Source organism: Flavobacterium glycines (genome assembly GCF_900100165.1).
Lineage (GTDB): Bacteria > Bacteroidota > Bacteroidia > Flavobacteriales > Flavobacteriaceae > Flavobacterium > Flavobacterium glycines.
The window spans coordinates 1280392-1305592 of the sequence record NZ_FNEO01000001.1 but is presented as its reverse complement, the minus strand read 5'-3'; the positions used below and the strand labels follow the sequence as shown (position 1 = coordinate 1305592).

The 25201-nt window shown below is 33.2% G+C and carries 12 protein-coding genes and 1 pseudogene; all 13 read right to left on the bottom strand.

Annotated elements, in window-relative coordinates; genetic code table 11:
• Positions 1–17: 17 nt before the first annotated feature.
• Positions 18–7256: a T9SS outer membrane translocon Sov/SprA gene (gene sov / locus BLR17_RS05175; RefSeq protein ID WP_066327021.1), complete on the bottom strand. Its 7239-nt coding sequence runs from the start codon at positions 7254–7256 to the stop codon at positions 18–20.
• A 22-nt stretch (positions 7257–7278) separates the two neighbouring features.
• Positions 7279–7860, bottom strand: a complete 582-nt coding sequence (ruvA, locus tag BLR17_RS05170; protein WP_066327023.1) for a Holliday junction branch migration protein RuvA — start codon at positions 7858–7860, stop codon at positions 7279–7281.
• Positions 7861–7910: 50 nt separating this feature from the next.
• Positions 7911–8104 (bottom strand): annotated as a pseudogene (locus BLR17_RS05165) (phosphate acyltransferase); the annotation flags it as partial.
• A gap of 199 nt (positions 8105–8303) precedes the next feature.
• Positions 8304–8738: a CBS domain-containing protein gene (locus BLR17_RS05160; RefSeq protein WP_066327559.1), complete on the bottom strand. Its 435-nt coding sequence runs from the start codon at positions 8736–8738 to the stop codon at positions 8304–8306.
• Between the two features lie 73 nt (positions 8739–8811).
• Positions 8812–10680 carry a trehalase family glycosidase gene (locus BLR17_RS05155; RefSeq protein WP_066327024.1) on the bottom strand — a complete coding sequence of 623 codons (1869 nt, stop codon included), beginning with the start codon at positions 10678–10680 and terminating at the stop codon, positions 8812–8814.
• Between the two features lie 19 nt (positions 10681–10699).
• Complete coding sequence (locus BLR17_RS05150) at positions 10700–11947, bottom strand: MFS transporter (protein ID WP_066327561.1); 1248 nt, start codon at positions 11945–11947, stop codon at positions 10700–10702.
• A gap of 87 nt (positions 11948–12034) precedes the next feature.
• Complete coding sequence (locus tag BLR17_RS05145) at positions 12035–13771, bottom strand: alpha-amylase family protein (protein ID WP_066327027.1); 1737 nt, start codon at positions 13769–13771, stop codon at positions 12035–12037.
• Positions 13772–13777: 6 nt separating this feature from the next.
• Entirely contained in the window at positions 13778–14704 is a 927-nt protein-coding gene (locus BLR17_RS05140; protein WP_066327030.1) for a carbohydrate kinase family protein, read from the bottom strand.
• Between the two features lie 17 nt (positions 14705–14721).
• Positions 14722–16029, bottom strand: a complete 1308-nt coding sequence (locus BLR17_RS05135; protein WP_066327036.1) for an MFS transporter — start codon at positions 16027–16029, stop codon at positions 14722–14724.
• 146 nt (positions 16030–16175) lie between these two features.
• On the bottom strand, positions 16176–17081 hold the full coding sequence (locus BLR17_RS05130; RefSeq protein WP_066327042.1) for a GyrI-like domain-containing protein: 906 nt from the start codon (positions 17079–17081) through the stop codon (positions 16176–16178).
• A complete protein-coding gene (locus BLR17_RS05125) occupies positions 17082–18407 on the bottom strand; it encodes a vanadium-dependent haloperoxidase (protein WP_066327563.1) in 1326 nt (441 codons plus the stop codon).
• Between the two features lie 72 nt (positions 18408–18479).
• Entirely contained in the window at positions 18480–21743 is a 3264-nt protein-coding gene (locus tag BLR17_RS05120; RefSeq protein ID WP_066327569.1) for a VCBS repeat-containing protein, read from the bottom strand.
• Positions 21736–25053, bottom strand: coding sequence for a VCBS repeat-containing protein (locus BLR17_RS05115; RefSeq protein ID WP_066327043.1), 3318 nt, complete (start codon positions 25051–25053; stop codon positions 21736–21738). The genes BLR17_RS05120 and BLR17_RS05115 overlap by 8 nt, the downstream gene beginning before the upstream one ends.
• Positions 25054–25201 lie beyond the last annotated feature (148 nt).

The window sequence follows — 25201 nt, the reverse complement described above, 5'->3', positions numbered from 1 at the left end:
TGTTCCGTTTTTAGAAATTAATTACCAAAATTATATCTAAGCGTAAATCCTGAACGAATATTAGTAATTGGATACGAAGTGGATATCACTGCTTTAGAAAAAGAATGATCATAATAGAAAATAGCCGTCAGGTTTTTACTAAACGAATAATCAGCTGTCACTTTCAATGACCATAAATTTTGTCCTCCTCCCAGTTGATTGTTATCGTAATCCAAATAACGCACAATCGTTTGATTATTTCTATAAGACAAATCAGCTTTCAAATTAATATCCCCTTTTATCACGCCAGTAGGATTATCAGCCAGTCTTGACGAAAAAACAACATTCTTAAATCGGTAACCCAAACCTACAATATATTCAACTCCTTTTACTTCAGTCAATAAATTATTATCAAAACTCATGGACAAAGCACGGTCTCTTTTAATTTCTGTTAATACTTTTAATGAATTTTTTAATTCAAAATCCAATCGGACAAGAGGATTAAACTGCTCTACCAGATTGACATTAGAAATTAATAGTTTATTGTAGAAATTACCACTATCATCCATTCCGCCAGGATTATTATCATAATCAAAATTAGATCTAAACTGATTAATAGTATAGGATGCTCTGTAACCGTGTTGCAAAGAAAAACGTTTGAAATTCTTTTTAAACATTTCGTAACGCATCAAACCATTGTATTTTATTGTCCAGTTAGGAATTGGGAAATTTCTAAACACTCCTTTGGAAACGCTTGACGCATCAGCTCCTGTGTAAGCAGCTATAAATGCCGGTAATAATACCGACTGATTATTTTTTCCAAAACCTATCGGATAACCTTCATTATTCTTATATATATATCTTTTCTTTTTATCGGGATCATTATCCGGATCAACAGGATCAGCCGGAATTGGATTTAAAGCATCTCCATACCTCGGAATTGAATTTCCTAATCCATAGTAATCTTCAGCCAAACGATTAGCAATTGTCAATCTGTTACTTCTAAATTCATCAAAAGCTACTGAAGAATTTTCATCACTTTGAGAAAAAGCAGTTTTAATTAGCATTGTTGAAATAGAAAACATTCCATAGTTATATGGCGATCGGGAATTATAAGTTCCGTCTGCAGAAACATCATATTGCTCCGAAAAATTCTCCGAATAGGATCTATCCATATTCAAATCAATTTTGAAATCCGGAAACAAATCCACATTAGCTGTAGCTCGCAATGTTTTATTAGTTACCTGTGTGTAATTTTGGCTAAAGCCCTGATAGTTGGTCAACCAACCATTTTTAGCAGCTTCATAACGTACATCTTCCTGACTACCAAAAATAAATCCTAACGAAGGTCTTGAAGAACCTAAAAAACCAATACTTGGAGTATAACCTGGCAACAATGTCCCACTATTTTCAGAATAATTAATCTGAACATTTTTAACACTGGTTAACACACCCAAAACGCCATCCACAAATTGATTAGATTGTACCTGCGGTTTAGGAGCGGCCGCTATTTTCTGTCCCGGTTTAGGAGCAACAGCAGGCGTTTTTCTAACAGCAGCTTTTGATTGTTTGGACAAACCTAAATATTTATACAAGGTTTCCATGTTAAAACTGGCATTCAAATTATTTGTTCTGGCATTTTGAACTGTATTCCCCAGATTATAATTCACTCCGTCAACTATAATTTCAGACAACGCATTGGCTGATTTTTGCCAACTGTAATCTCCCGTATAAGAATAACTCGCTTTTACAAAACTAAAAACAGGAATCTTATTAATTGGAATATCATAATTTAAAACTACTTGTTGTGTATGACGGTTAGGATCTCCAATATCCCAGTAACTGTCCCAAATAGTAAAATCTTCTATAGGCATATCATTATCATCCAAATAATTCTTAACAAGATTATTTGTCGAAGCTGCATAACTAAATTTAAGCGATTTAGTTAAATTAAAATTGAAACCATAATTATAATTAAATCCAAAATTTCTTCTGTATAATGGCTGCAATTCAAGCCCCGGAACATTATCAACCTGTCTAAATTGCTGACGGTTGTACTGTCTGTTAATATTGGTATTAAAAGTAATATTCGAAGGCAAATAATTAAAATTAAAATCGCTCAACAACTTCCAATAACTGCTTTTCTTCATGAATTTTGTTTTCTTGAAAGGCTCTACCGGTTTATTATCAAAACTGTACGCATAATCCACGGTTGTACTTGCCTGCTGATCCAAGTAGTCTTCAATTTCATAATCGTGTCGTTCTACTTTATTAAAAGATTGCGAGAAAGTAAAGTTTTCCGGATCATAAATATGAGGTTTTTGTTCAGCTCCTCTTTGTTTTCTTACTCCAATAAAATTAATGCTGGTACGCTTAGTATAATCAATCGCACGATTTTTTAAATTAGCTCTTACATCGGCATCATCGGTTTCTTTTAAAAGCTGTTTCAACTTAATATCCTGATTAAACGGATCGTATTCCGGCTTAATTGTTTCTTCACCCACACTGTAATTAAAAGGTAAATTAATACCCCATTTATTAGGCAATAACTTCCCTAAATTAACATTAGTAACAATATTATATTGCTGAATATCCTCTCTGCTTCTTTCGTTTGGACCTTGTTCAATAGTTCCAAATCCAACGGTACTCATTTTTCCGGTAGCAGAAACTGTAGCAAAATCGGCAAAATTAGTATCCACATTCAACACCGCAGCCATACCACCGTGATTGTCCATCTCGGCAAGACGAAGTTCATTAAACCAGACTTCTCCTTTTATTTTCTGATGGGTCTCATTGCTTTTTACACCCACCATCAAAGTACGCACCATTCCAAAATTTGGATTTCCTTTAATCCCCAGTTTTAACTTACTATCACCATCACGCTCATTAGGATCTCCTGAAACACTGGTATCATCATCTAAATAATACACCCCATCCAAAGGCAGTGAACTTGCATCCACACTCATGGATTTGATTTTTAACTTAGTCAGTAATGCCAAAGACAAATTGATTTCGTTGGCTACAGGCCAAACTTCTTCTGCGGTATATTTACAATTACCATCCGTTGCAGCCGTAACTTTTAATGGAATTTCGACCTGATAGAAATTTTGTGTAAAGTCATTACCAAAACGAATGAATCCAACCATTTGATCATCTGTTAAAGGAATCTCACCTTTTAAAGATTCAGCATGTAAAAACATTTGCAGTTTTTTAAACTGGCGCATATCTACACTTACATTTTTAAAAACAGCTCTTGAATCCCCAATTTCTAAACCATCTCCAGCAACTCTTAACGATAATGATTGTTCATTTTGATTAATCAAAGTATTGTTATTATACAACTGTTCTCTTGTAACACCTGGCGGCGTTATATAATTAACAGGACATCTGGTGTCATTTTCCTGAATGTTAACAGCTGTAATATCTAACTCGGTATTATCATTATCCACATTTGTATCAGTAGGATCTAATGTACTCGTATATCTTCGCCATTCTCCTCTAACCAAATCCAATGCTCCAAAACGAACCGTAACTTCTTCATCAAAACCCGTCATGAACATTCTCATAAAACGAATCGATCTAAAATCACTAATATTCCCAATAACATTTTGCGGTTGTGAAACTGGTATTTTAAATTGGATCCATCTGGCATTAATCATTTCTCCGTTTGGTAAAGGCTCGTCATTTACTACACGAATATCAGTAACATAATTTTCCCCTACTTGCATCCCCGGCTTCATATCAATACTGTATTCATAATAAGCATTAATAGTATTCATTGTATTATCTCTGTTGATATCTTCAACATCAGGAACGGTAGAGGCTCCCCTATTAGGATCATTGATATCAACAGCTGAGTTTCCATCAACTCCGTTATAATTTTTATAACGCTCTTTAATTCCACCGGAAGTATTCAAATAATAGGTATAATCATCTGCTGCTGGATCAGATTCTCCGGCAAAATTAGTATATACCGATGCCTCTCCGCTATTAGATAAACCATCTAAACCAACGTCCTGATTTTTTCTGGTATTAGCATCTGCATCAAAAGCATATATTAATGATTGAGAAGCTGGAACATCTCCCCAAATTGGTCTTGGATTTACTAAAATTTGATCCGGCCCTAATCCATTTTCATACTGTTTCCTTCCGTCTTTCAAAATATCTTCTGAAATTTCCCCCAGATTGAAATAAATTTTACCAGTATTAGTAGGTGTTGTACTTCCATTACCCACATAAGGATCTAATACCCAAAACTGAATGTATTCCACATTTCCCTGTTCGAAATTAGTAGAGCTTAACGAACGCATAATTCCTCCGTAATTCTCTTTAGGAGTTAAACCAAAATTTGAATTATTATTATACGGCCCTCTTTCGGATGGTAAATAAGTTAAATCAAGAGTATTAATTACCTGTGTTTGTCCCTGAGCAATATCTAGTGTTGGATACAACTCTTTGCTATAAATTCTTCTGGTTGAGTTCAAAGAAATATCATCATTTGAAACGCCAGAGGGTTTTTGAACATAAAAAATAGGATCTATGGTATACCAGGCTAATTTTGCTCTTTTATGCCCATATGACAAATCATTAGAAGCTCCATTAAACTCATAAGTTGTTGGAAACTTAGCATCTTGATTTGTTGGTGTCGAAGCTAAACTCCAGGCATAAGCCGAACGCATATCTATTGAAGATTGTGTACCTTCAAAATCATCTACATACAATGTTGATTGTCCTTGAAATTGGTCTGCTTTTGGAGTATCTGGTTTTAAAAATGCTATTTCACCTCTAACGGATAAATTTGATGGCACATCAGTATCAACATTAGGAAGCATATTTACTAATCTTGTAAAAAAAGGAACCTCAGTTGAGAAATTAGTATTGAATCCAAAAATAGTATTGTTTACAGATTCCTGACCATAATTCGATTTTTGGGTAAATGGTTTTTCAGTCATCTTCAAAAAGGTTCCACCTAATGTAAAATTATCCGAAAATTTATGTTCTACATTCACTCCCATAAATCGTCTGGTTTGCTGACCAAAAATGGAATTATTTTCCAAAGAAACATTAATAGGAGTATTAGATGCCTGTAACGAAGGATCCAAAATCTGAACTCTCCCTAATTGATAGTTAACACTATAATCTACTCCTTCCACTAAAACTCTTCCTCCGGCGGTTACTACAACTGAACCCTGAGGCACATTGAATGCTCCAATAGGAATTCCATCACCACTGGATGATTTGTATTTTCCTCTTAATAAAAATTTATTTTTATCACTATCTTCTAATGCCTTAGCCTGTGTTTTTCGGTACATTGCTCCAAAAACATATTTACTTTGGTTAGGATTATATGTAGTTGTATTGCTGTAATCTTCAACTGCATTAGTAGTCAACTTATTAAATAACAACTCCCCAAAAGGCTCTTTGGTTGTAAAAATAATACGCCCATTTTGAGTATCAACTGTCAACCCGGAAACGAAGTCAAAAAAACCATCACCACCCGTTTGACGATCATTATTATAATTTAACTTATCTAAATTAAACACATTCAACAATGGAGTTTCTGCCACCTTATCATCCGGAGAAGGATTCACAGGGAATGGGTTTCCGGCTACGGGAGTTATATAATTTAATGGAGACGGATCGGTATAAAGAATATTAAATCTAAAATCTTGTTGTTTAATTTGATAAGCCCCCGGAATTTGATAAATATTCTTCATCATCAGGTTCCAAACCGGATTAGAAACATTAGTCAGATTACTTTTCAACATTTTTAACACCAAACTTTGCGTCACAACAGCTTGCGTTGATTGTGGTGTTCCGGTAACAAGAGTCGCATCCACACCATCATTACCAAACTCCCCAACCTGATACACCTTATCACCAATCGTATACTCGTAAGCCACAGCTAAAATTTCATCATTTGATAATCTCTGTTGTAGCGAAATATAACCTAATTGCGGATGATAGGTAAATTCATTAGTCGTTAATTTACGGGCATTCTCCAGTTTTGAGTAATCTTGTCCTTCACTCACAGATACTTTAAAACCTGCACTAGCGGTGGCAATTTCACGAATATCTGTTTTTAAATAACCATCTGCCAATCCAATTTTTGCCGGATCGTATTTATTATTTGCATTATCTGATGGCGTATCTGCGGGAGTATTAAACATTCCTGTCGAAGGATTTAAAACCACCACTTCATTATCATTTAAACCCGTTAACTGCGCCTCTCCTAAATCCTGAAGTGCAATTACATTTCTAAGATTATTAGAAGTAGTATTAAGACGTGTTTGCTTATTAGTTACCCAAACCTCAATCCTTGTAATTTGTACTCTACTATCTATAAATGGATAATTTTTTAAAGCCGCATCGTATCGATTTCTAAAATATTGAGATAAAAAAAAGTGCCTGTCGTTATCGTAATCTAAAGCATAAAGATCAAAATCCTGAATAGTCCCTCCTCCTTGTGAAACTACTGTTTTAGTTTGTGATTTTTGTTCGGAAAAAACGCCTGTTACTGTAGTTTTGCCAAACTGCAGCTGCGCCTTAACCCCAAACAAACTCTGCGCTCCTCTAATCAAAGAACTATTTAGGGGCATGCTTACATTTCCGACCTCAATTTTTTGAATAATATCATCTTCGGTAGGGGCATATTCTAATTTGAGTAAATTTTGAAAAGCAAATGTAGACTGGGTGTCATAATTAGCATTCACATTCAGTCGGGTTCCCACTTTCCCCATCAAACTCATGCTAATTCTCTGATCAAAATCAAAAGCCAGATTAGACCTGTTTCTGGGAGAAAAGGAAGGGTTATCCTGTTTGGTATACCGAACACCCATATCCATTTCAACGGATCCCGTAGGCTTTACATCAATTGTATTACTACCAAAAATAGACTCAAACAATCCCGAATTCACATAATATCTGGGTAATAAATCTTTTTTATCAGCTTCACTACCTTTTTTCTTTCCGTCAATTGCATCCGATTTTTTTTTGAAATAATCCTTCATAGATTCTTTCAAAACTAAATTTTCGTATTCTTTTGGAGTTAGTATAATGGGGTACTTGATAGAAAATCCATCTACCGAATGGGTGTAAATATATCTATCCGTTTTTGGGTCATAAGTATAAGCAGAAAGAATACTCTTAGGGTCTTTCATTTGAACTTTCCCTGTAGAATATCTTCTTTTTGTTGTATCCTGAACTGGTTCGTTAACCTGAGCCAAAGACACAAAACCGCATAATAAAACTGCCCAAACAATACAAATTTTATGCATACAATTGGTTTTTTGCTGTGCTTTATAAGCTTTTTAATGCTTGTTTAATAATCGATTCAACTGATGCCTCCGGATTTTCTTTTACAATTTTATCTATCACTTTTTCAGAAGCTTTTCTAACAAAACCTAAAACTTCTAATGCAGATAACGCTTCATCTCTGTTTGTATTGCTTTGCGACACAGAAACTTCGTCTAAATCATACAACTTCAAAACTTTTTCCTTTAAATCCAAAATAACTCTTTGTGCTGTTTTACTACCAATTCCCTTAATGGATTGAATAGTAGTAACATCACCAGATGCAATAGCATGAGTAATTTGTTTTGGATCAAGCGAAGACAACATTGTTCTGGCAATACCTGCTCCAATACCTGAAACCGACAACAATAATTTAAATATTTCCCTTTCTGATTTCTCTACAAAACCAAAAATAGTATGTGCATCTTCTTTGATTTGAAGATAAGTAAATACTTTTATAAAATCAGAATTAGGAAGTAATGAAAAGGTATGTAAGGAAATATGAACCTCATAGCCTACACCACCACAATCAACAACAAGATGTGTTGGTGTTTTTTCAACTAACTTCCCTTGTAAATGTGCAATCATTTAATTTTTTATAAATATTATTTAGAATTGTTTTTTTTCTTTTATTTTTCCTAGGCATCAATAACTGTAATAGCAGCCATATTTACCATTTCTTCTACACTAGCTCCTAATTGAAAATAGGAACAGGTTTTCCCATTCCCATCATAATAGGGCCTATTGAACCCGTTTTATATAATTCTTTCATTAGTTTATAAGTAACATTAGCCGAATCAAGATTTGCAAAAATCAAAGTATTTACTTTTTTTTCCCCGGAGTCGGTTCAGTATGATACAATAAGGCTTCTTTTACTATCTTCATTCATAATTGCAGGTTTATCTTATATACAAAGATAGAAGACTTAACTTAAAAAGTTAACATTTTCTTAATTCTTTTAAAAAAACGACCAATTTTCACACAAAAAAAGCCACTAACATTAGTGGCTCTATTTTTAATCTCATTTCTTATTAAGATTGGGTTCCGTTAATATAAGAATCCAACAGCTGGATTGTTTCTTTTTGTTTTTCAATAATACATTTTACGACGTCTCCAATTGAAATCAGTCCAATGACTTTATCATCTTCCACAACAGGTAAATGCCTGATTCTTCTTGAAATCATCATTTCCATACAATTGTCCAAATCGTCAGTAGGTTGCACCGTAAAAACATTACTCACCATAATTTCTTTAATCATAGTTGTTTTAGACGACTTATCTTTCAGAATAACTTTTCTGGCATAATCCCTCTCCGAGAAAATCCCTTTTAGCTGGCCTTCTTCAATAACTAAGATTGCTCCAACATTTTTTTCACTCATTATTTTTATAGCATCATAAACGCTAATTGAAGAAACAACTGAATAGACATCGTTTCCTTTCGTACTTAATATTTGATTTACAGTCATATCAAAAAATTTAATGAAATATAAATTTAAAAAAAAATAACTTATAAACATTAAGCTTTTTACAAAAAAACGATTAGAATAAATCTTCTGGTGAAGTCATTTTGTTTAATTCCAGTTTCAAACTATTATTTAAAATTTGTAATCCTAATTGATAGGAAGCATTTACCCAACCAAATCCTTCTTTTGCAATATAATCAAACTCTGTTCCTACATTGCCGTATTCTGCAAATACTTTATGGGAACTAATTTCCAAATCAAACTTTTCAGGAATGGTTCCATTGTATTCTACAGCATTTTTGGTAATTAACCAAAGCCATCTGTAGACCATTTCTTGTGCTTTATCCGAATAATTATAATTAATCAGTCCTTCCCATAATAACATTTGGTGTGGTGCCCACCCAAATGGATAATCCCATTGTCTTTGCGGAGCATTTTCATGAGAATATGCAATACTACTTGCTTTTGTACTTCCGGTAATCCCACCTGTTTTTACGAATTTTGGCAAAGCAATTTCCACCAATTGTTTTGCTTGTTCCTCGCTGCACAATTTTGCCCACAAAGGAAAGAAGGTTGTCGCTGCCTCAAAAGGAAACTGTTTTTCATTCACAAAGTCATAATCAAAATACATCCCTGCATTTTCATTCCAACACAACTCATTCATTTTTTCTTTTCTGAAAAGGGCTTTTTGCTCCCATTGCTCAGAAGTGTAAACCAAATCATCTGATAAAAAGGCATTATTAAAAAATGCTTTAATCAGGTAAGCAATATCTTTTTCGTATTTATAAAGAAAACTGTTGATATCTACAGAATTTAAATTGGCACAGGTATTTATCAATCTATCAGTTGTATCATGTCCACTTTCTCTCAAACTGCGGTCATGAACAAAATACATATCGAGTTCAGCATCAACTAATGTCCTGTTCAAATACTGTTTTTCAAATTCCCGAACAGGTAAATTATATTTTTTAGCATACTCAATTAATACATCATCAAAATGACCCGGTTCCACCTCAAAAGGCATCCCCACTCCATCTGCTTTATATCGATTCAAAGCTGTCGAAGTAAGCCTTCCTCCCTGAACCATCCAAACGGTATTATATTCTAATATCACCGTTTCCAAATGCAATCTGAGCCAATTCAAATCAGGTGTTTTTTGTTTAACTATATCAACCAGCAAAGAAGAATATAATGGAGGCTGAGTCCTTGTTAAATAATAACTCCTGTTAGCATTTAAAATTTTACCATAATGAATGATTTGGTATCTAAAATTCTCAGCTATAGCCATGGCTTTATCCAATTGATTGTCTATTAACAATCCGGCTGCAATAAAATAACTATCCCAACCATACATCTCATTAAATCTGCCACCGGGAACAACAAAAGGAACACCTTGTAATCCCGATTTATTTTTTTCTAATGCCAGCGCTAAAATACCTGGTTTTGAATTTAAGGTATCCACATAATCCATCGTATAATTCTCTGGCAAAATGGCTACTTTAAAACTTTTTAATTCTTTTTCTAATTCTTGAAAATAAGCAATCCCTTGTTCATCTTTTGCCGAAACATACAGAGTTGCAATATCATTAGATGTTTTTTCATCTTTTAGAATTTGCTCCAAACCTTTTTTATCAATTGTACGGGTTAATTCATTCCAATAATCATCCCTTATCTTTCTTGATATTCTTTGAACGGGTTCTTCTTTAATAAAATCCAAATCAACTTCTGCAGTTAATTCTCCTTTCTCTTTAAGTGTTGCAAGTTCCTGAAGTAAATTAGACAAATGATAGGTTCCTTCTATCATTTCTTCTTTTTTAGTTAATTCATCCACCAGAACAAATCTTTTAGGACCAAGATCGTCTTTAGTGATTTTTTTATCTTGATCAGTATCCTCTTGCTGCAAAAGTTCTCTGAATGTCTTTTCTATATTAAGTAAAATTTTCATTTTGAAACACCAATTACTATTAATGACTTATATTTTTCAGCTTCAATTCCTGAGTATTATTTGAAGTAAGTTTTTTTAGCAGAAAAAAAGAAACAAACAACAAGGACATCGGAATTAAAGTATAATAAAATGCATTTTCCGGACCTTCATTTTTAAACAAATAACCAATAACTCTGGAACCGAGGGTACCTCCCAAAGCAGAAAAAACAACAATCAAACCAGTCATAGAACTATGCATTTTTTGAGGCAAAGCACTCAAAACAACTGAGTTTAAAAGTGGGTAAATAGGCGCTATAAACAATCCTACTAACGGAAATGCAAATCCTATCAAAGGAATATCACCAAGTGAATTAATTTCTTTCACTTCTAATCCAACAGCTTTAGGGAGAATAAAAATCACAATCAACATTGCAATTACAATACAAAAACTCAATACCCAAATCCAGTTTATTTTTCGTGTCAAAATACCGGCAAGAAGTCGCCCTACTGCCAGGGACACCGCCAGTATGCTCGCCATCATGATACTTATATTCTCGGGAAGATGCAGCACTTTACTATTAAAAGTGGGTAACCAGGACATGATTCCTTGTTCTATCATTACAAACAAAAAAGCACTAATTACAAAAACAATCGTTAAAAGCTTAGCTAATAGTTTCAACATTTGAGCAAAATCATCAGCTAAATTTACTCCCGGAATTTCCGTTTGATTCTCAAATTTTGTAAAAAACAAAAATGCAAAAGAAACCAATGAAATCCCTGCCAATAACCAATATACATTCAACCATGAATCAGGATTCGTATCTGAATTGAAAGCCGGGAATAAGAAATACGCTAATGCAATTCCTATCATAAAAACCCCTTCAATACTACTCATCATACTATTATGCTCCCGCTGACTTGCGGTAATAGTACCAATCAAAGAATACACAGAAACTTTAATCAAAGCAAAAGAAACACCAACCGTTGCAAAAAGAATTTTAGCCGCAGTGAAAGAATTTCCAAAATACATACTGATACAAGCTACAGCGACTAAGCCCAAACCAATAAGCATGGCTCTTTTGTATCCAATTCTAGGTAAAAAAGAAGCAACCAAAAAAGACACAATTGCTATAGGTAAATCCTTAAATGCTTCCAAAATACTGGCTTGCAATTCATCGACTCCATAATTAGCCTGAGACTTTAGAATTACAATTCCTACGCTGTTTAGCAAAATTGCGAACACAAAATAATTGAGATACATAGCAATCTTAACGGTGCTTTTCTTCATTTTTCGATCCTTTTTATAATTATGATTTTCAATATTTTTGCAGCCACTACCGACTTGCAATTTTAAATTTTGGACATCTTATAAGATTTAAAAATTCATCGTATTTGTGATGTCATTTTCTGTATGTTGTATCGTAAAACCATTAGTTTGAAGATTTGCCTTTAAGTGAACAACAGCATCACCGTTTACCCATTTAATATCTATAACTTCGTCAACAGTATCATTTATTACTACCTGACCTAAAAATGCATTTGAAGTATTTCTCAAACGAATAATTTCTAATTGTTTTTTTACAACTTCTGTTTTTAAGCCTCGCTCAATCTCGGGCATTGATAATGTGGTACGATTAATTTCTTTATGACCTGCACTACCACCATTATCTGCCGCTTCATAATTATTTTTACCCGCAAAAATATCCAGATACCAAACCTGTGGTATTCCCGGCATAAACATTTGAATGGCTCTGGCAAGAAGCAATTTTTGCTCCTCTTCACCAAGCGCACTAAAAAATGTAGCATTTATTTGATAATAAGAAATCTTTTTCCCTGATGGATCGTAAAGATTTTTTACGCGGCCACCACGTTCCATGATTTTGTTCATGACACTTTCTATCTCGGCATCATCCAATAATCCTTTGTTGTAAACCCCATTTACCTCCTTGCCTTTTAAATCTAAAACGGGAATTCCATCGTGACAACCAAGCATGTTTACTGTTTTATATCCTTTAGCCACTATTTCTTTAGCCCAGCTTAATAACGCCTTACTTGTTTTGTTTTCGATTGTATGTATCGTTAGACCAGGTAAGAAAAAATCATAGATATAATATCCTTCATTGGCTACTTCATCATGTAAATGCAAACCATACTCCGCATGAATTTCTGGCAACAATATCAAATCGTTTTTTTGAGCTATTTGTTTAATACGCTCTAAATATTCCCAAGTTCCCGGTTTATTAAAAAAATTAGATTCCCCAACCTGTTTATGCAAATAAGCAAAAGCATCCAGGCGAAGAATATTACAACCGTAACCATTTAATTTTTTTAATGTTTCTTCATAGAATTCCCATACTAAAGGCGATGTAGCATTGACATCCATTTGCCCTAAGTAAGAACGCTTTTGTTCTACAATTGCTAGAATTTCAGTTTTTAAAGCACTGCAATCTTGAAAATTAATAGTCGTAAAATCCTGATTATGGGCTATCGCTTCATTAATTTGGGTAACTATAAATAAACTTTGCGCTTCAGTTAAGCCTTTTATATTTTGTAAATCCTGAACAGTAACTGGATTGTAAGTTACCTGTTGATAAAAAGTATTCCAATAAGGCTGTTCTGTACCATCAGGAAAACGCACTTTCAATATTGGCAAACCTGACTTTCTCATAAACAGTTTATCGAGAAACTCTGGTTCAGGAATTACAATTCCATCATCATTTTTTATTCCGTTTCCCTCCCAAAACTCATTCCAATTGATAAAAAAATCTTTGAATTTAGATTCATTTCCGTGTTGCAATAAATCTTTAAATTGAGGTGAAGCTACAGAAAGGTGGTTTAATACAATATCAAATTTCAGCTTTATATTAAGCTCGTTTAAATCCTTTAAATCTTTTGGGTTTACTAAATCCTTATTTATATTGTAATCAATAATAGAAAAACCTCTGTCTAAATCACTATTAAAAAAAGTAGGCAATACGTATAACAAAGAAAATACATCCTTAAACTCGTTCATTTTAAGCATGTCGACTGTATCACTGAATTTTTTACTAATACTGTCCGGATATGCATTAAGCATTACTCCATTAATGATATTTTTATTATTCTGTTGCATTGTTTTTTATAAAAGTTTAGATAAGATATTGATGTTATCCGGTAATCGACCAACGTTTTGCAGTTTTAAAGCTGCTAATTTTAAAGCGATATCCAAACATTCATTAATTGTTTTTTTCTTGATATACGCAAATAAAAATCCGGACCAAAAAGCATCACCCGCTCCGGTGGAGTCCATAACTCTATCAATTTTAATCGCGGGCATTTGTATCACTTCTTTTCCTTTTTGAGATAATTTTACTCCATTACTACCTAAAGTTAAGCAAACCGTATCTACTCCCTGATCGTGAAAAAATTGAAAAATCTCTTCATGTGGAAGTTCTTTTTCAAAAAGACGTAACATATCATCTTCACTAATTTTTATTAAAGGATTAAACTGACAATAGGTTTTGATAACCTTGAAAGCTTTTTTTTGACTCTTCCAAAGCTTGCTGGCATAGTTTACATCAATACTCAATTTACACCCTAAATCATAAGCTTCCTGAGCCTTTTTTAAAATTGTTTTTTGTGCAGGATTTTTGCTTAAGGCAAAACAAGTGGTATGAAATATAGTAGTATTAGATAATATTTCGCTCGAAATTTGTTCTTCATAAATACAACAATCTGCTGCACGATACGGTATAAAATCCGGCGTACCTTGAGATCTGGAAACAAAAATTACACTAGTCGATTTATTATCTAATATGTTAAGGTGGCTTGTGTTTATACCAACATTCGTTAATCGTTCTGTAATATAGGACCCAAAACCATCATTACCTACCGTTGCAACCATTATAGCATTTAAACCTAATCGTGTTGAATTCATTGCTACATTGGCAGGAGAACCTCCTAAATACCTATGATAATCTCTAGTCTCATTAATAAGAACACCTTCCTGATGTCCAATAAAATCTACTAATACTTCGCCAACACAAAGAATATCTATCTTATCCATCTCATTATTTATTTGAATTATTCACTTAATTCTCGTTTTTTAGTTTTGATTAATAATGTACAGATAGCACTTAAAATCAATAATACTCCTGCAAAAGTGATTGCCAGTCGGGAATCATTATTTAAAAAATGCTTTAGGATAAAACCAAATGAGAGATTTTGAATAATCATTGGAATAACTATCATCATATTAATAATCCCCATATACACTCCATACCTTTCTTTAGGAATCTCCGAAACAACCATCAAATAAGGAATCCCCATCATACTTGCCCAACCTATTCCAAAACCGGTTATTGCAAAAAACAAAAAGTTCTTGTCATGTATATTTGGAAAAGCTAAAAATCCAAGTGCTGCCAATAACAAACAGAAAGCATGCACCGTTTTAGGACTAAATTTTTTAGTAAACCCCACTAAAGCAAATGCCGATATGAATGTGACCACATTGTACCATCCGTTCACTAAACCAGTCCAGCTCACGGCTTTCTCATATGCTGCAGAATTACTATGAGGAGTGGCATTCCAGACAGACAAAGCAACACTTTTGGAAGAGTTTTGCCAATAACAGAACAATGCATACCATTGAAACAGATACACCAATGCCAGTTGCCACATTACTTTGGGCATTTCTCCAATGGCTGAAAAAATTTCTATTAATGGATCAAATAAGCCTCCTTTATGTTCTTTCAAATGAGCAAGTTCTTCGGCTGTGGGAGGAATTTCCTGCGTTGTTCTCATACTCCACCAAATTGACCCAATAGAACAAATGGCACCGAGAAAAAAAGAAGCATAAACCCAAGTGGGCAGAGACCCTGTTTTGCCAATAAAAATCATTGGAAAAATAAACAAGGATACATTTGCCAAAGTTTGTCCAAAGCCTGTAAAAAAACTTTGCATCTGAAAACCCAGAGGCAATTGTTCTTCATCAAGTTTGTCAGCAATAAAAGCCCGATAAGGCTCCATTGCCGTATTATTACCGGCATCTAAAATCCAAAGTAATCCTGCAGCCATCCACAACGAACTACTGAATGGAAACAACATTAAAGCAAGACTACACAAAATTGCCCCAATGAAAAAATATGGTTTACGTCTTCCCCATTGCGGATGCCAGGTCTTGTCACTTAAGGCTCCAATAAGCGGTTGAATCAACAAACCGGTGATAGGTCCTGCAAGATTCAATAAAGGTATTTGATCGGGGCTCGCCCCTAAAAAGTCATAAATAGGATTTACTGCACTTTGTTGTAAACCGAAACTGTATTGGATTCCAAAAAAACCAACATTCATATTCCAGATTTGCCAAAAATTAAGTTTGATTTTAGATGTCATTTTGGTTTTTTTGGTGATTTATTTTTTAGCTATTTTCATTAAAATTAATTTTAAAATTGCCAATTGATTATTGTTTTAAAATAAAAAACGTTTTCGGAACCACCGAAAACGTTTTCGAAACCGTAGAATTATGTTAGAATTTTAGCTCATTTTAATGCAAAAGGGATAATGATTTTGGCTTCCCAGGTTAATTCATCACCTCCGTCAAAGGGATTTGCCAAAAAATGCTCTAAAGGTTTATTTGCCAAATTATAGCCATGTCTTTTTGCATAATCCAACAAAGCAAACCAAGCCCTGTCTGAAGTCATAAAATTCCCCCAATAAGTTGCCTGAAGCCCCTTGACAGAAGCCAGAGTTTTAAACTTTACCTGTTCATCAACAATCATTTTGGTTGCTTTGTTTATTGGGAAACAATAATTAAAATCAAGCAGTTCATTATCCTGATCCCAATGATTAATTTCTACATATGGCCTTCCTGTTATCCTGATTGAATTTGAATGGAGAAATCCGGTAATAATTGCATCATTTTTCATCATAGCCTGTGCTTTTTTCTCCAAACTACATTTTAGATTAATATAAGCCACAAATGTTTCTTCTGATTTCCCGACCCCGTCAATTTTAATTTTAAAGTTTTTAATATGTTCCTCCAGCGCTTCTTTAACTGCTTTCACATTACCAACTTGTTCTGTTTTAAAACTTGTGTTAAAAAACGGAAGTGTTATCCGATTGTAAAAACTATTATTCAAATCCTTTATCCCAACATTTACTTTAGATACTGAATCGTTTACAGATTGAATATTCCAGCAATACACTAAATCGACATAACCATTTTCTATTTCTTGTTCTATAAAATTAAAATTCTTCTTTTTTAAAACTGAAACATTCCCTTGCTGGGTCGCAGACCATGCCTGGATACCATAAAAAACAGTACCTGGAGCCGCTTTGACTTTGAAAGAAATAGAGTAATCATTTTTTTTGATAAAGAAATACCAAATCAGAGATACTGATAACAAAGAACTCAATCCAATAATGTAGAGATGTTTTCGCCCCATTTATTTAAGCATTTTTAATTTACTTACAATGTAATTACCCACATTTTTCCCCTGATCGATACCATTCATTATTGCCGCTTTATAATGTATTCCTCCGTAAAATCGGCTTATTGCTGCTTCTCTGGCTGCCTGATTGAAAGATGTAAATTTTCGACTTGGTATTCCGTAAGACAATTCCGTATTGTCAGTGTAAGAAAAATTATCTCCAAAAACAGAGGTTAAAACAATCGCTGAACAAGCAGAAGCAACCGAATGTCCACTACAATATTCCGGAAATGGAGGCGTTTGCAACAATGGTCTCCAGTTTTCATCTATATTTTGATTGATTACTGTTTCAGGTCTAACAACATTACTTCTAAATTTCTCTTCCCAACAACTGATAAATGCTTCAAATAATCCAATAGAAGTTTTTGTATTAGCATATACTGTTTTTTCAAAATCGGCATGCGACTTTTTACAAGCTATTTTAACAATTCCCATCCAGTGTCCTCCAGGTGTAATCTTCTTTTTGGCAAACATCATGTGTCCTTGGTTTACCGAAACATACGGGTTACAATCCCAAAATTGCGCCATTTTCATTTCTTCAGACTGATCTCCTTTTTTAATCATTTCCTGACTGATTTTATAAACCTCTTGTACCTGTTTGAAAAAAGGCGAATTTTTTTCTACTGAAAAAGGCAGGGCAGGAACCGGTTTAAATTGAGCAGCTGAATCTAAAACCAATGTTCTAATTTCTCCCCAATGTGGCTCAACAGCATCCATATAAGCTGGTGGCGTTGGCTGCCATCTTCCTGCTTGTTTAGCATGAACTGAAAATTTAGGCATTGTTCTGGTCTGCTTGTAATTATCTTTTCCCATCCATTTTTTAATACGTTCAGCTACTTTTAATCCGTATTCTTTAGAAACTTCAAATTCATTTTCATTTTCTAATTGCCATTTTTGATACAAACTATCTCTAAATTTTTCAACCAGCTCTTCAGAAAACACTAATGCTTTGCTTACCTCCATGTGGGCAACAAGTGCTGCCACATTTTTATTAACACCACTTTTTGCGTCCAAAGCCGGAATAGAATCCAGTGCATTTAATTGTTTCTGGAGACTTTGATAAGTTTTGCTATTTTGGGCAATTACTTCATAAGCAGCAATATTAGGATACGTATAAATCCGGCTTGCTACAGGCGGAGAAAAAATATCATGAATCAAAATTTGAGTCACATTATCTATTGAAGCTTCATAATCTTCCGGTGTTACAACGATGGTTTTTTCTTTTTTACAGGAAACAAAAAGAAAACTTATTGCTACTATGATTATAAATTTAAGTTTCATATTTTTTATTTTTTTATTACTGTTCATTTTTTAAAATTGATATAAATTCCACTAAAAAACGGAAAATTAAATTCATTGGTTTTTCCCCATTGGTATTTCATAAACCTCAACTTTCTTGTTATTTATAGTTACCAATAAATATTTCTTACCGTTAAAATGGATAATATCCAAATGTCTTACTGCCTTTTGGGTCAAATCAATTCCAATTTGATTTCCTAAAAATATTGTTTTTTGATTCTTTATCAATGCTCCTGAAAATCCGTCAAATCGACTGTGATAAGGAGAAACCCCAAAATAATTACCGCCTGCAAAAACTTCTTCTTGAGCATCGCCATCAAAATTAGATTTCACAAAACAAGTAATGGGAGATACCTGCATTGTATTAGAAAAAGGAACAAAAGTGAATTTTCCTTTATCGTTTCTCAGATAACCCGATTTTAAATTTTCAACCTCATATAACTTTGCTTTTTCCAACATTTTAGGGTCAAAAACTTCTTCCAATGTTTTTCCTGCAAATGATTTATAACTGTTAAACTTCTTTTTAAGCATACCGCTGAATTGTTCTGCCAATTCATCTAAGCCCATGATAGAATAATACTTCCCGTTTTTTTCTATTGCCACAATTGTTTCATAGGTCCCATTAGCATCAAAATCATCATAATACATTTTCATCGGGAATTCCGGGCTGGCTTTGAATTTAGTGTTGATTCCCCAGTTCCCCACTAAATAATCTGCATCTCCATCGTGATCGATATCAAAAGGAAGAATAGTTTGCCATAAACCGTTATTTTTTTCCGGGAAAACAGTTTCGGTAACATTCCTGAATTTACCATTTGTATTGGCAAAAAACATTGGTTTCATCCATTCGCCAACAGCAATAATATCTATTTTTCCATCTTTATTGAAATCATCAAAAACAACATCAGAAACCATTCCGATAGCAGCAAAAGTATTTTTATCTACAGTAGTAAAAACCCCTTTATTATTATTTAAAAGATAACAATCAGGCATGCTTCCAAATCTATTGTTCAATGAATTGTTAGCAATAAAAACATCTAAATCACCATCTTTATCGTAATCAAAGGTTTTGACTACTGATGCATTTTGCTTGATTTGAGGCATCACACTTTTAGCAAGCTGATTGTTTTTATTTAAATACAATCTGCTTTCTAAATAGACGGCATTTTCTCCGCCTCCAGAAACCACCATTAAATCATTTAAACGATCATTATTGAAATCCCCAATTACAGCAGAAACATCTTCAAAAATGGAATCTTTTTCAATGTCGGTCATTGATTTATTTGAAAAACCATTCATACCTTGAAGATACACCCGTGATTTTTCATTTTTTGAACTTCCAAAAAAGATATCTTCTTTGCCGTCACCGTTCAAATCTCCTATTACAGTTGCCGGTCCTCTATCTGAACGTTGATAAGGAATTAATTTTTGAATCAAATTATCGACAAAATCATTTTCCTTATGTATATAATCAATACCTAAATTACCCTCCACTTTTTCAAAAACAGGCTTAACAATAGGATGTAATTTTTTATAATCAAAAATCTTTCTGTTTTTTGATGCTTTTATATTGAGTGTCTGATTGGTTTTTATATTCTTTAAAGTTTGAAAAGTCCTGTCTGGCCAAATGACAACCAATGAATCCACTTTTGCTGTTTTGCCATATCCGAAATAAGTTATTGGCTCAGACGAAGATTGAAATCCTCTTGTTATTTGTAACTCTTTAAATTGTTTTTTGCCTTTAGAGTACGAAATAACCTTAGCACCAATGCCAAAAGTATTTTTACCTTCAAATTGCAATTTCAATTTTAAATAGTTTGATTTTCCATCTGTCTTATTTATGTATATTGTAGCAACACTGTTCAAATTATTAGTGACAATGTCTAAATCGCCATCATTATCAAGATCTCCATATGCGCCTCCGTTAGAAATTATAGAATCATTTTCTATCCAATCATTAGATTTGTTTTTAAATTGTAAATTATTTGAACCTTGAAAAATATAATTAGAAACATTCCCTTTAGGCATTTTTTTCAAAGCTTCATTATCTAATAATTTAGTGTTGGCAATCTTACTTTTTATTTGGTCATTAGAATAATATTTTACATAATCTAAATCGTTAGGGCGTTTTGGAATTCCATTACATACAAATAAATCCTGCTCCCCGTCAAAGTCATAATCAGCAAATAATGCAGTCCAACTCCAGTCTGTTGCTGCAACACCGTTTAACAAAGCTGTTTCTGTAAAATGCTTGCCATCTTGATTCAGTTGCAGCATATTTCTTGAATATTGGTAGTGATAACCTAATCTTTCGGTTCTTAATTTCAGCATTTGTATATTATCATCACCTAAAGAAGATTTTAATACTTTTTCACTTTCAGGCAACATGTCCAAGCTAATAATATCCGGAAATCCATCATGATTAATATCCGCAACGTCAACACCCATAGAAAACCTGCTGGTGTGACCAAAATATTGTTTTAAACTTTCTGTAAAAGTTCCATCGCCATTATTTAAATAATAATAGTCATCCTCATGAAAATCATTACAAACATAAATATCCGGATAGCCATCTAAATTAAAATCAGAGACTGCCAATCCTAATCCATATCCATTAAGACCGCCAAAAATTCCTGCCTGTTCACTTACATCTGTAAATTTGCTATTATCATTTCTGAATAATTTATCTCCACATTCGTAACTTCTTTTATTTCTAATCTCGGCATTTCCAAAAGATTGTTCTGAATGGACAGCGTGATTCAATAAATACATATCTAAATCACCATCTAAATCATAATCAAAAAAAGCGGCTGACGAACTGTAATTGTCTAAATCCAAACCATATTCGGCTGCACTTTCTGTAAAAGTGTTGTCCTTATTATTGATAAACAATTCATTATGCCCCTCAAAACCATTGATTCCTACAACAGCGCAAACATAGATATCTAAATAACCGTCGCCATTTACATCGGCCATGACTGTTCCGGTATTCCAGTCACTTTGACCTTCAACTCCCGCTTTTTTAGTTATATCTTCAAATTTATTCTTCCCTTTATTTAAATATAATTTATTCTTTCCCTGATTAGATGTAAAATAAATATCTAATAAACCATCGTTGTTTATATCTCCCAAAGCTACTCCTCCGCCATTGTAGTAGTAGAGATAATCTAAAATCGAAATATTCTTGGAAGGGTCTAACTTATTATTGAATGTAATATTACTTTCTTCAGAAGATAACTTTTCAAAAAGCGGATCTTGTTTTTTAATACAACTAACAAATAATAATGAAGCAAAAGTTATTACAAATAATTTATTCATTGCGTCTAAATATTTTAGGTTTATTATCATTTATTACTGCAACAACAGCCACCGAATTGTTCTTGTTTTTTATTGTTCGTATTTGCTTTACTTCTCCGTTAACAAAAAAACCTGACTGTTTATAAGGTGTCCATGAATATGTTCCGTTTTTATTCCCTAACAACAAACTACCAAAATTAGCGTCTAATCTGGAAAATTGAGGTTTGAATTCATATTGATTTCCACCTAGAATCAGGTCTAAAATTCCATCATGGTTAGCATCTAAAGTACAAATCGTATTCACACAGGAAAATTGAACTTCTTTTGGCAACAACTCAATTTTAAAAACGCCATTCCCTTTGTTGACAGCAATAACGCTTTCCTGAATATTTACAATTCTCTTAATGGAATTATCTATTACTTCTTGCGCAAATAACTCTTGTATTGCTTTTTTTGAATAATCGGCATAGCTCAAATTTTTCTTTTTTATAGACGGGATTTGTTTTGCTAATTCTTGTTTTAAACTAACCGGCAAATCTTTTCCATTAATAGCTCTGGTTGTAATCTGTTCTATAGTTCCATTATTATCAAAATCATTGGTAAATAATTTCATTGGATTTCCTTTTGATACTTTATAAGAAGTATTGGTTCCTTTATTTCCCAAAATCAAATCTTTTTTTCCATCATTATTCAAATCCACACAACTCACTGCATTCCAGAATCCTTTATAATTACTAAGGTTAGATTTGAATTCTGTCAATCGTCTTCCGTTATTTTTGAAAATCATTGGTGCTGCCCAATCACCTACAAGTATTAACTCTTTTTTTCTGTCGTTATCGATATCTTCCCAAACCGCATCAGTTACCATTCCAACCGAGTTTAACTTAAAAGCTTTTTTATCGGCTACATTTAAAAAATTACCATGACCGTCATTTTCTAATAACAAATGTTTTGGATCAATTCCATAAATTCCCGGAACACTTCTGCTTCCTATAAAAACATCCGTATCACCATCATTGTCAAAATCATTTGCCGCAATTACAGAAACATTATTATGTGTAGTAGGAATCACTGAACGGCTTTTTACAAAAATCCCTTTACCATTATTCAGATATAATCGGTTTATATAATTGGCCTGATCTGCTTTTTCGTTTCCACCAGAACCCACCAGTAAATCCTGATCACCATCATTATCCGCATCAAAAAAACTGGCTGCGGTATCTTCATAATTGGCATCGCTGTCCAGATCTTTTTGATTGGTAACTGTATAATTATCATTAGCATTGCCTAAATAAATTTTAGCAGCGCTACCTTTGGCTCCTCCTATAAAAACATCTTCATATCCATCTCCATTAACATCGGCTACGGCAAGAGAAGGCCCTTCTTGAGAAAGCATTTTAGAAATCAAACCTTCATAGTCAAAATCAATATAATCATTTTCTTTATGAGCTGAAAAAGCTGTACTTTTTTCTGTAAACAATGGTTTAACTTTATCCATTACAGCATGATAATCCGATTTAGCATCTACAATATTCAGATTAACCGTAGCATTATTTTTTGGTTTTTTAATAATTTGACACTTCCCATTTGGCCAAATGACTTGTAATGAATCTATTTTTTTATTCCCAATCCCAAAAGTCATCACATAATCAATTGAGGACTGAAACCCTCTTGAAGGAAACAATTCTTGTCTGATAATTTCGTTTCCTGAAAATAATTTTACCACACTACCTATCGCAAAAAGATTTTTGTTATCTCCTTTTAATTTCACTTTTATAAAATGGTTGTTTTTCTTTTTCTCGGTATTGTTTCGATAAACAAAAGCCTCCATATTAACATTGTTGACAATTAAATCTAAATCGCCATCATTATCTAAATCACCATATGCTGATCCATTAGAAAAACTAGGAGTATCTAATCCCCAATTTTGGGCTTCGTTTGTAAATGTTAGATTTTTATTATTTCTAAATGCATAATTAGGAATTGCTGTGCTGGGCATTTTACTTATAATTGTCTCCATTTGTTCTTTTTGGCCTGTAATAGCCATTTTTTGCATCAGCTCATTGGCAAAAAAATCAACAAAATCCTGATTAGTTAAATCATGGTAAATTCCATTGCTAACAAAAATATCTTTATAACCATCGTTGTCCATATCAAACAGCAATGCTCCCCAACTCCAATCTGTTTTAGCAACTCCTGCATAATTAGCAATCTCAAAAAATTGATTATTGTTATTATTGAGTTGCAAAGTATTTTGCATGTATTGATTGTAAAAATCCAGATTTAATTTTCTGGTAAATAAATCATAGTTATCAAAACTAGTAGTGGTTTTTAAACGCTCATCCGGTTCCGGTAACATATCGGTCACAAATATGTCGGCTTTATCATCATTATTAATATCAGCCATATCAGCACCCATCGAAGATTGACTTATGTGCGAAGTCCAACCTTGAATTTGTTCTGAAAAAGTTCCATTTTTATTATTTATATACAAATAATCTCTTTCATAAAAATCATTGGAAATGTAAATATCCGGGTATAAATCGCCATTGACATCACCTACTGTAACTCCAAGTCCAAAACCTATAAGACTCCCATAAATCCCGGAAGCTTCACTTACATCAACAAATTTCCCGTTATCATTTCTAAGCAGTTTGTCTCCACCACCTTTTAATATTTCGGGAACATCCCAATCTTTATCTCTTAATTCTCTTTTATTGGAATAATTAAGACTACTTACAGGAATGAAACTATTGTTTAATATATAAACATCTAAATCGCCGTCTTTATCATAATCAAAAAAAGCGGCATGTGTTGTTATACCGGTATCTGCAAGATTATACTCTTCAGCTTTTTCACTAAATGTTCCATTACCGTTATTAATAAAAAGTTCATTTTTTTGATTATCACCTTTGACACTTCCTGCATTACAAACATATATATCTAAAAAACCATCTGTATTGATATCAACCATTACTACTCCTGTAGACCATGATTTGCTTCCCTCAACACCCGCCTTCTTAGAAATATCCTGAAATTTAAATCCTCCTTTATTTAAATATAACTTATTCTTTCCGAGATTTGAAGTAAAATAAACATCCGACAAACCGTCATTATTAATATCTCCGATGGCAACCCCGCCACCATTGTAAAAATTTCGATACCTAAAAATATTCATCTCAGTTCCATTTTTTACTTCATTTACAAAACCAATCCCTGTTTGAGAAGAATTTAATTTTGTAAACAGAAGATTGTTTTGAACCTGATTGTCTTTTGAACACGATACAAAAAGTAGTAGAATTACCGGAATGATAAATAAATGTTTCAACATTATTAAATAAAAAAATTAGAATTTATATTTTTTTTTAAAGCAATCTCAATTTATAGAACCAAATCTATAATCATAATAGAAGCAACAAAAGAGGGCACTATTTCTACCCTCTTTTGTCATAACCACCATAACCAATTTTATTTGTAAA

Bases quoted from the DNA above. Each gene is read 5' to 3' on its own strand.
- BLR17_RS05145 (WP_066327027.1), bottom strand. From the start codon at position 13,771: ATGCAACAGAATAATAAAAATATCATTAATGGAGTAATGCTTAATGCA.
- BLR17_RS05135 (WP_066327036.1), bottom strand. From the start codon at position 16,029: ATGACATCTAAAATCAAACTTAATTTTTGGCAAATCTGGAATATGAAT.
- BLR17_RS05160 (WP_066327559.1), bottom strand. From the start codon at position 8,738: ATGACTGTAAATCAAATATTAAGTACGAAAGGAAACGATGTCTATTCA.
- BLR17_RS05150 (WP_066327561.1), bottom strand. From the start codon at position 11,947: ATGAAGAAAAGCACCGTTAAGATTGCTATGTATCTCAATTATTTTGTG.
- ruvA (WP_066327023.1), bottom strand. From the start codon at position 7,860: ATGATTGCACATTTACAAGGGAAGTTAGTTGAAAAAACACCAACACAT.
- BLR17_RS05155 (WP_066327024.1), bottom strand. From the start codon at position 10,680: ATGAAAATTTTACTTAATATAGAAAAGACATTCAGAGAACTTTTGCAG.
- BLR17_RS05125 (WP_066327563.1), bottom strand. From the start codon at position 18,407: ATGAAACTTAAATTTATAATCATAGTAGCAATAAGTTTTCTTTTTGTT.
- BLR17_RS05115 (WP_066327043.1), bottom strand. From the start codon at position 25,053: ATGTTGAAACATTTATTTATCATTCCGGTAATTCTACTACTTTTTGTA.
- BLR17_RS05140 (WP_066327030.1), bottom strand. From the start codon at position 14,704: ATGGATAAGATAGATATTCTTTGTGTTGGCGAAGTATTAGTAGATTTT.
- BLR17_RS05120 (WP_066327569.1), bottom strand. From the start codon at position 21,743: ATGAATAAATTATTTGTAATAACTTTTGCTTCATTATTATTTGTTAGT.
- BLR17_RS05130 (WP_066327042.1), bottom strand. From the start codon at position 17,081: ATGGGGCGAAAACATCTCTACATTATTGGATTGAGTTCTTTGTTATCA.
- sov (WP_066327021.1), bottom strand. From the start codon at position 7,256: ATGCATAAAATTTGTATTGTTTGGGCAGTTTTATTATGCGGTTTTGTG.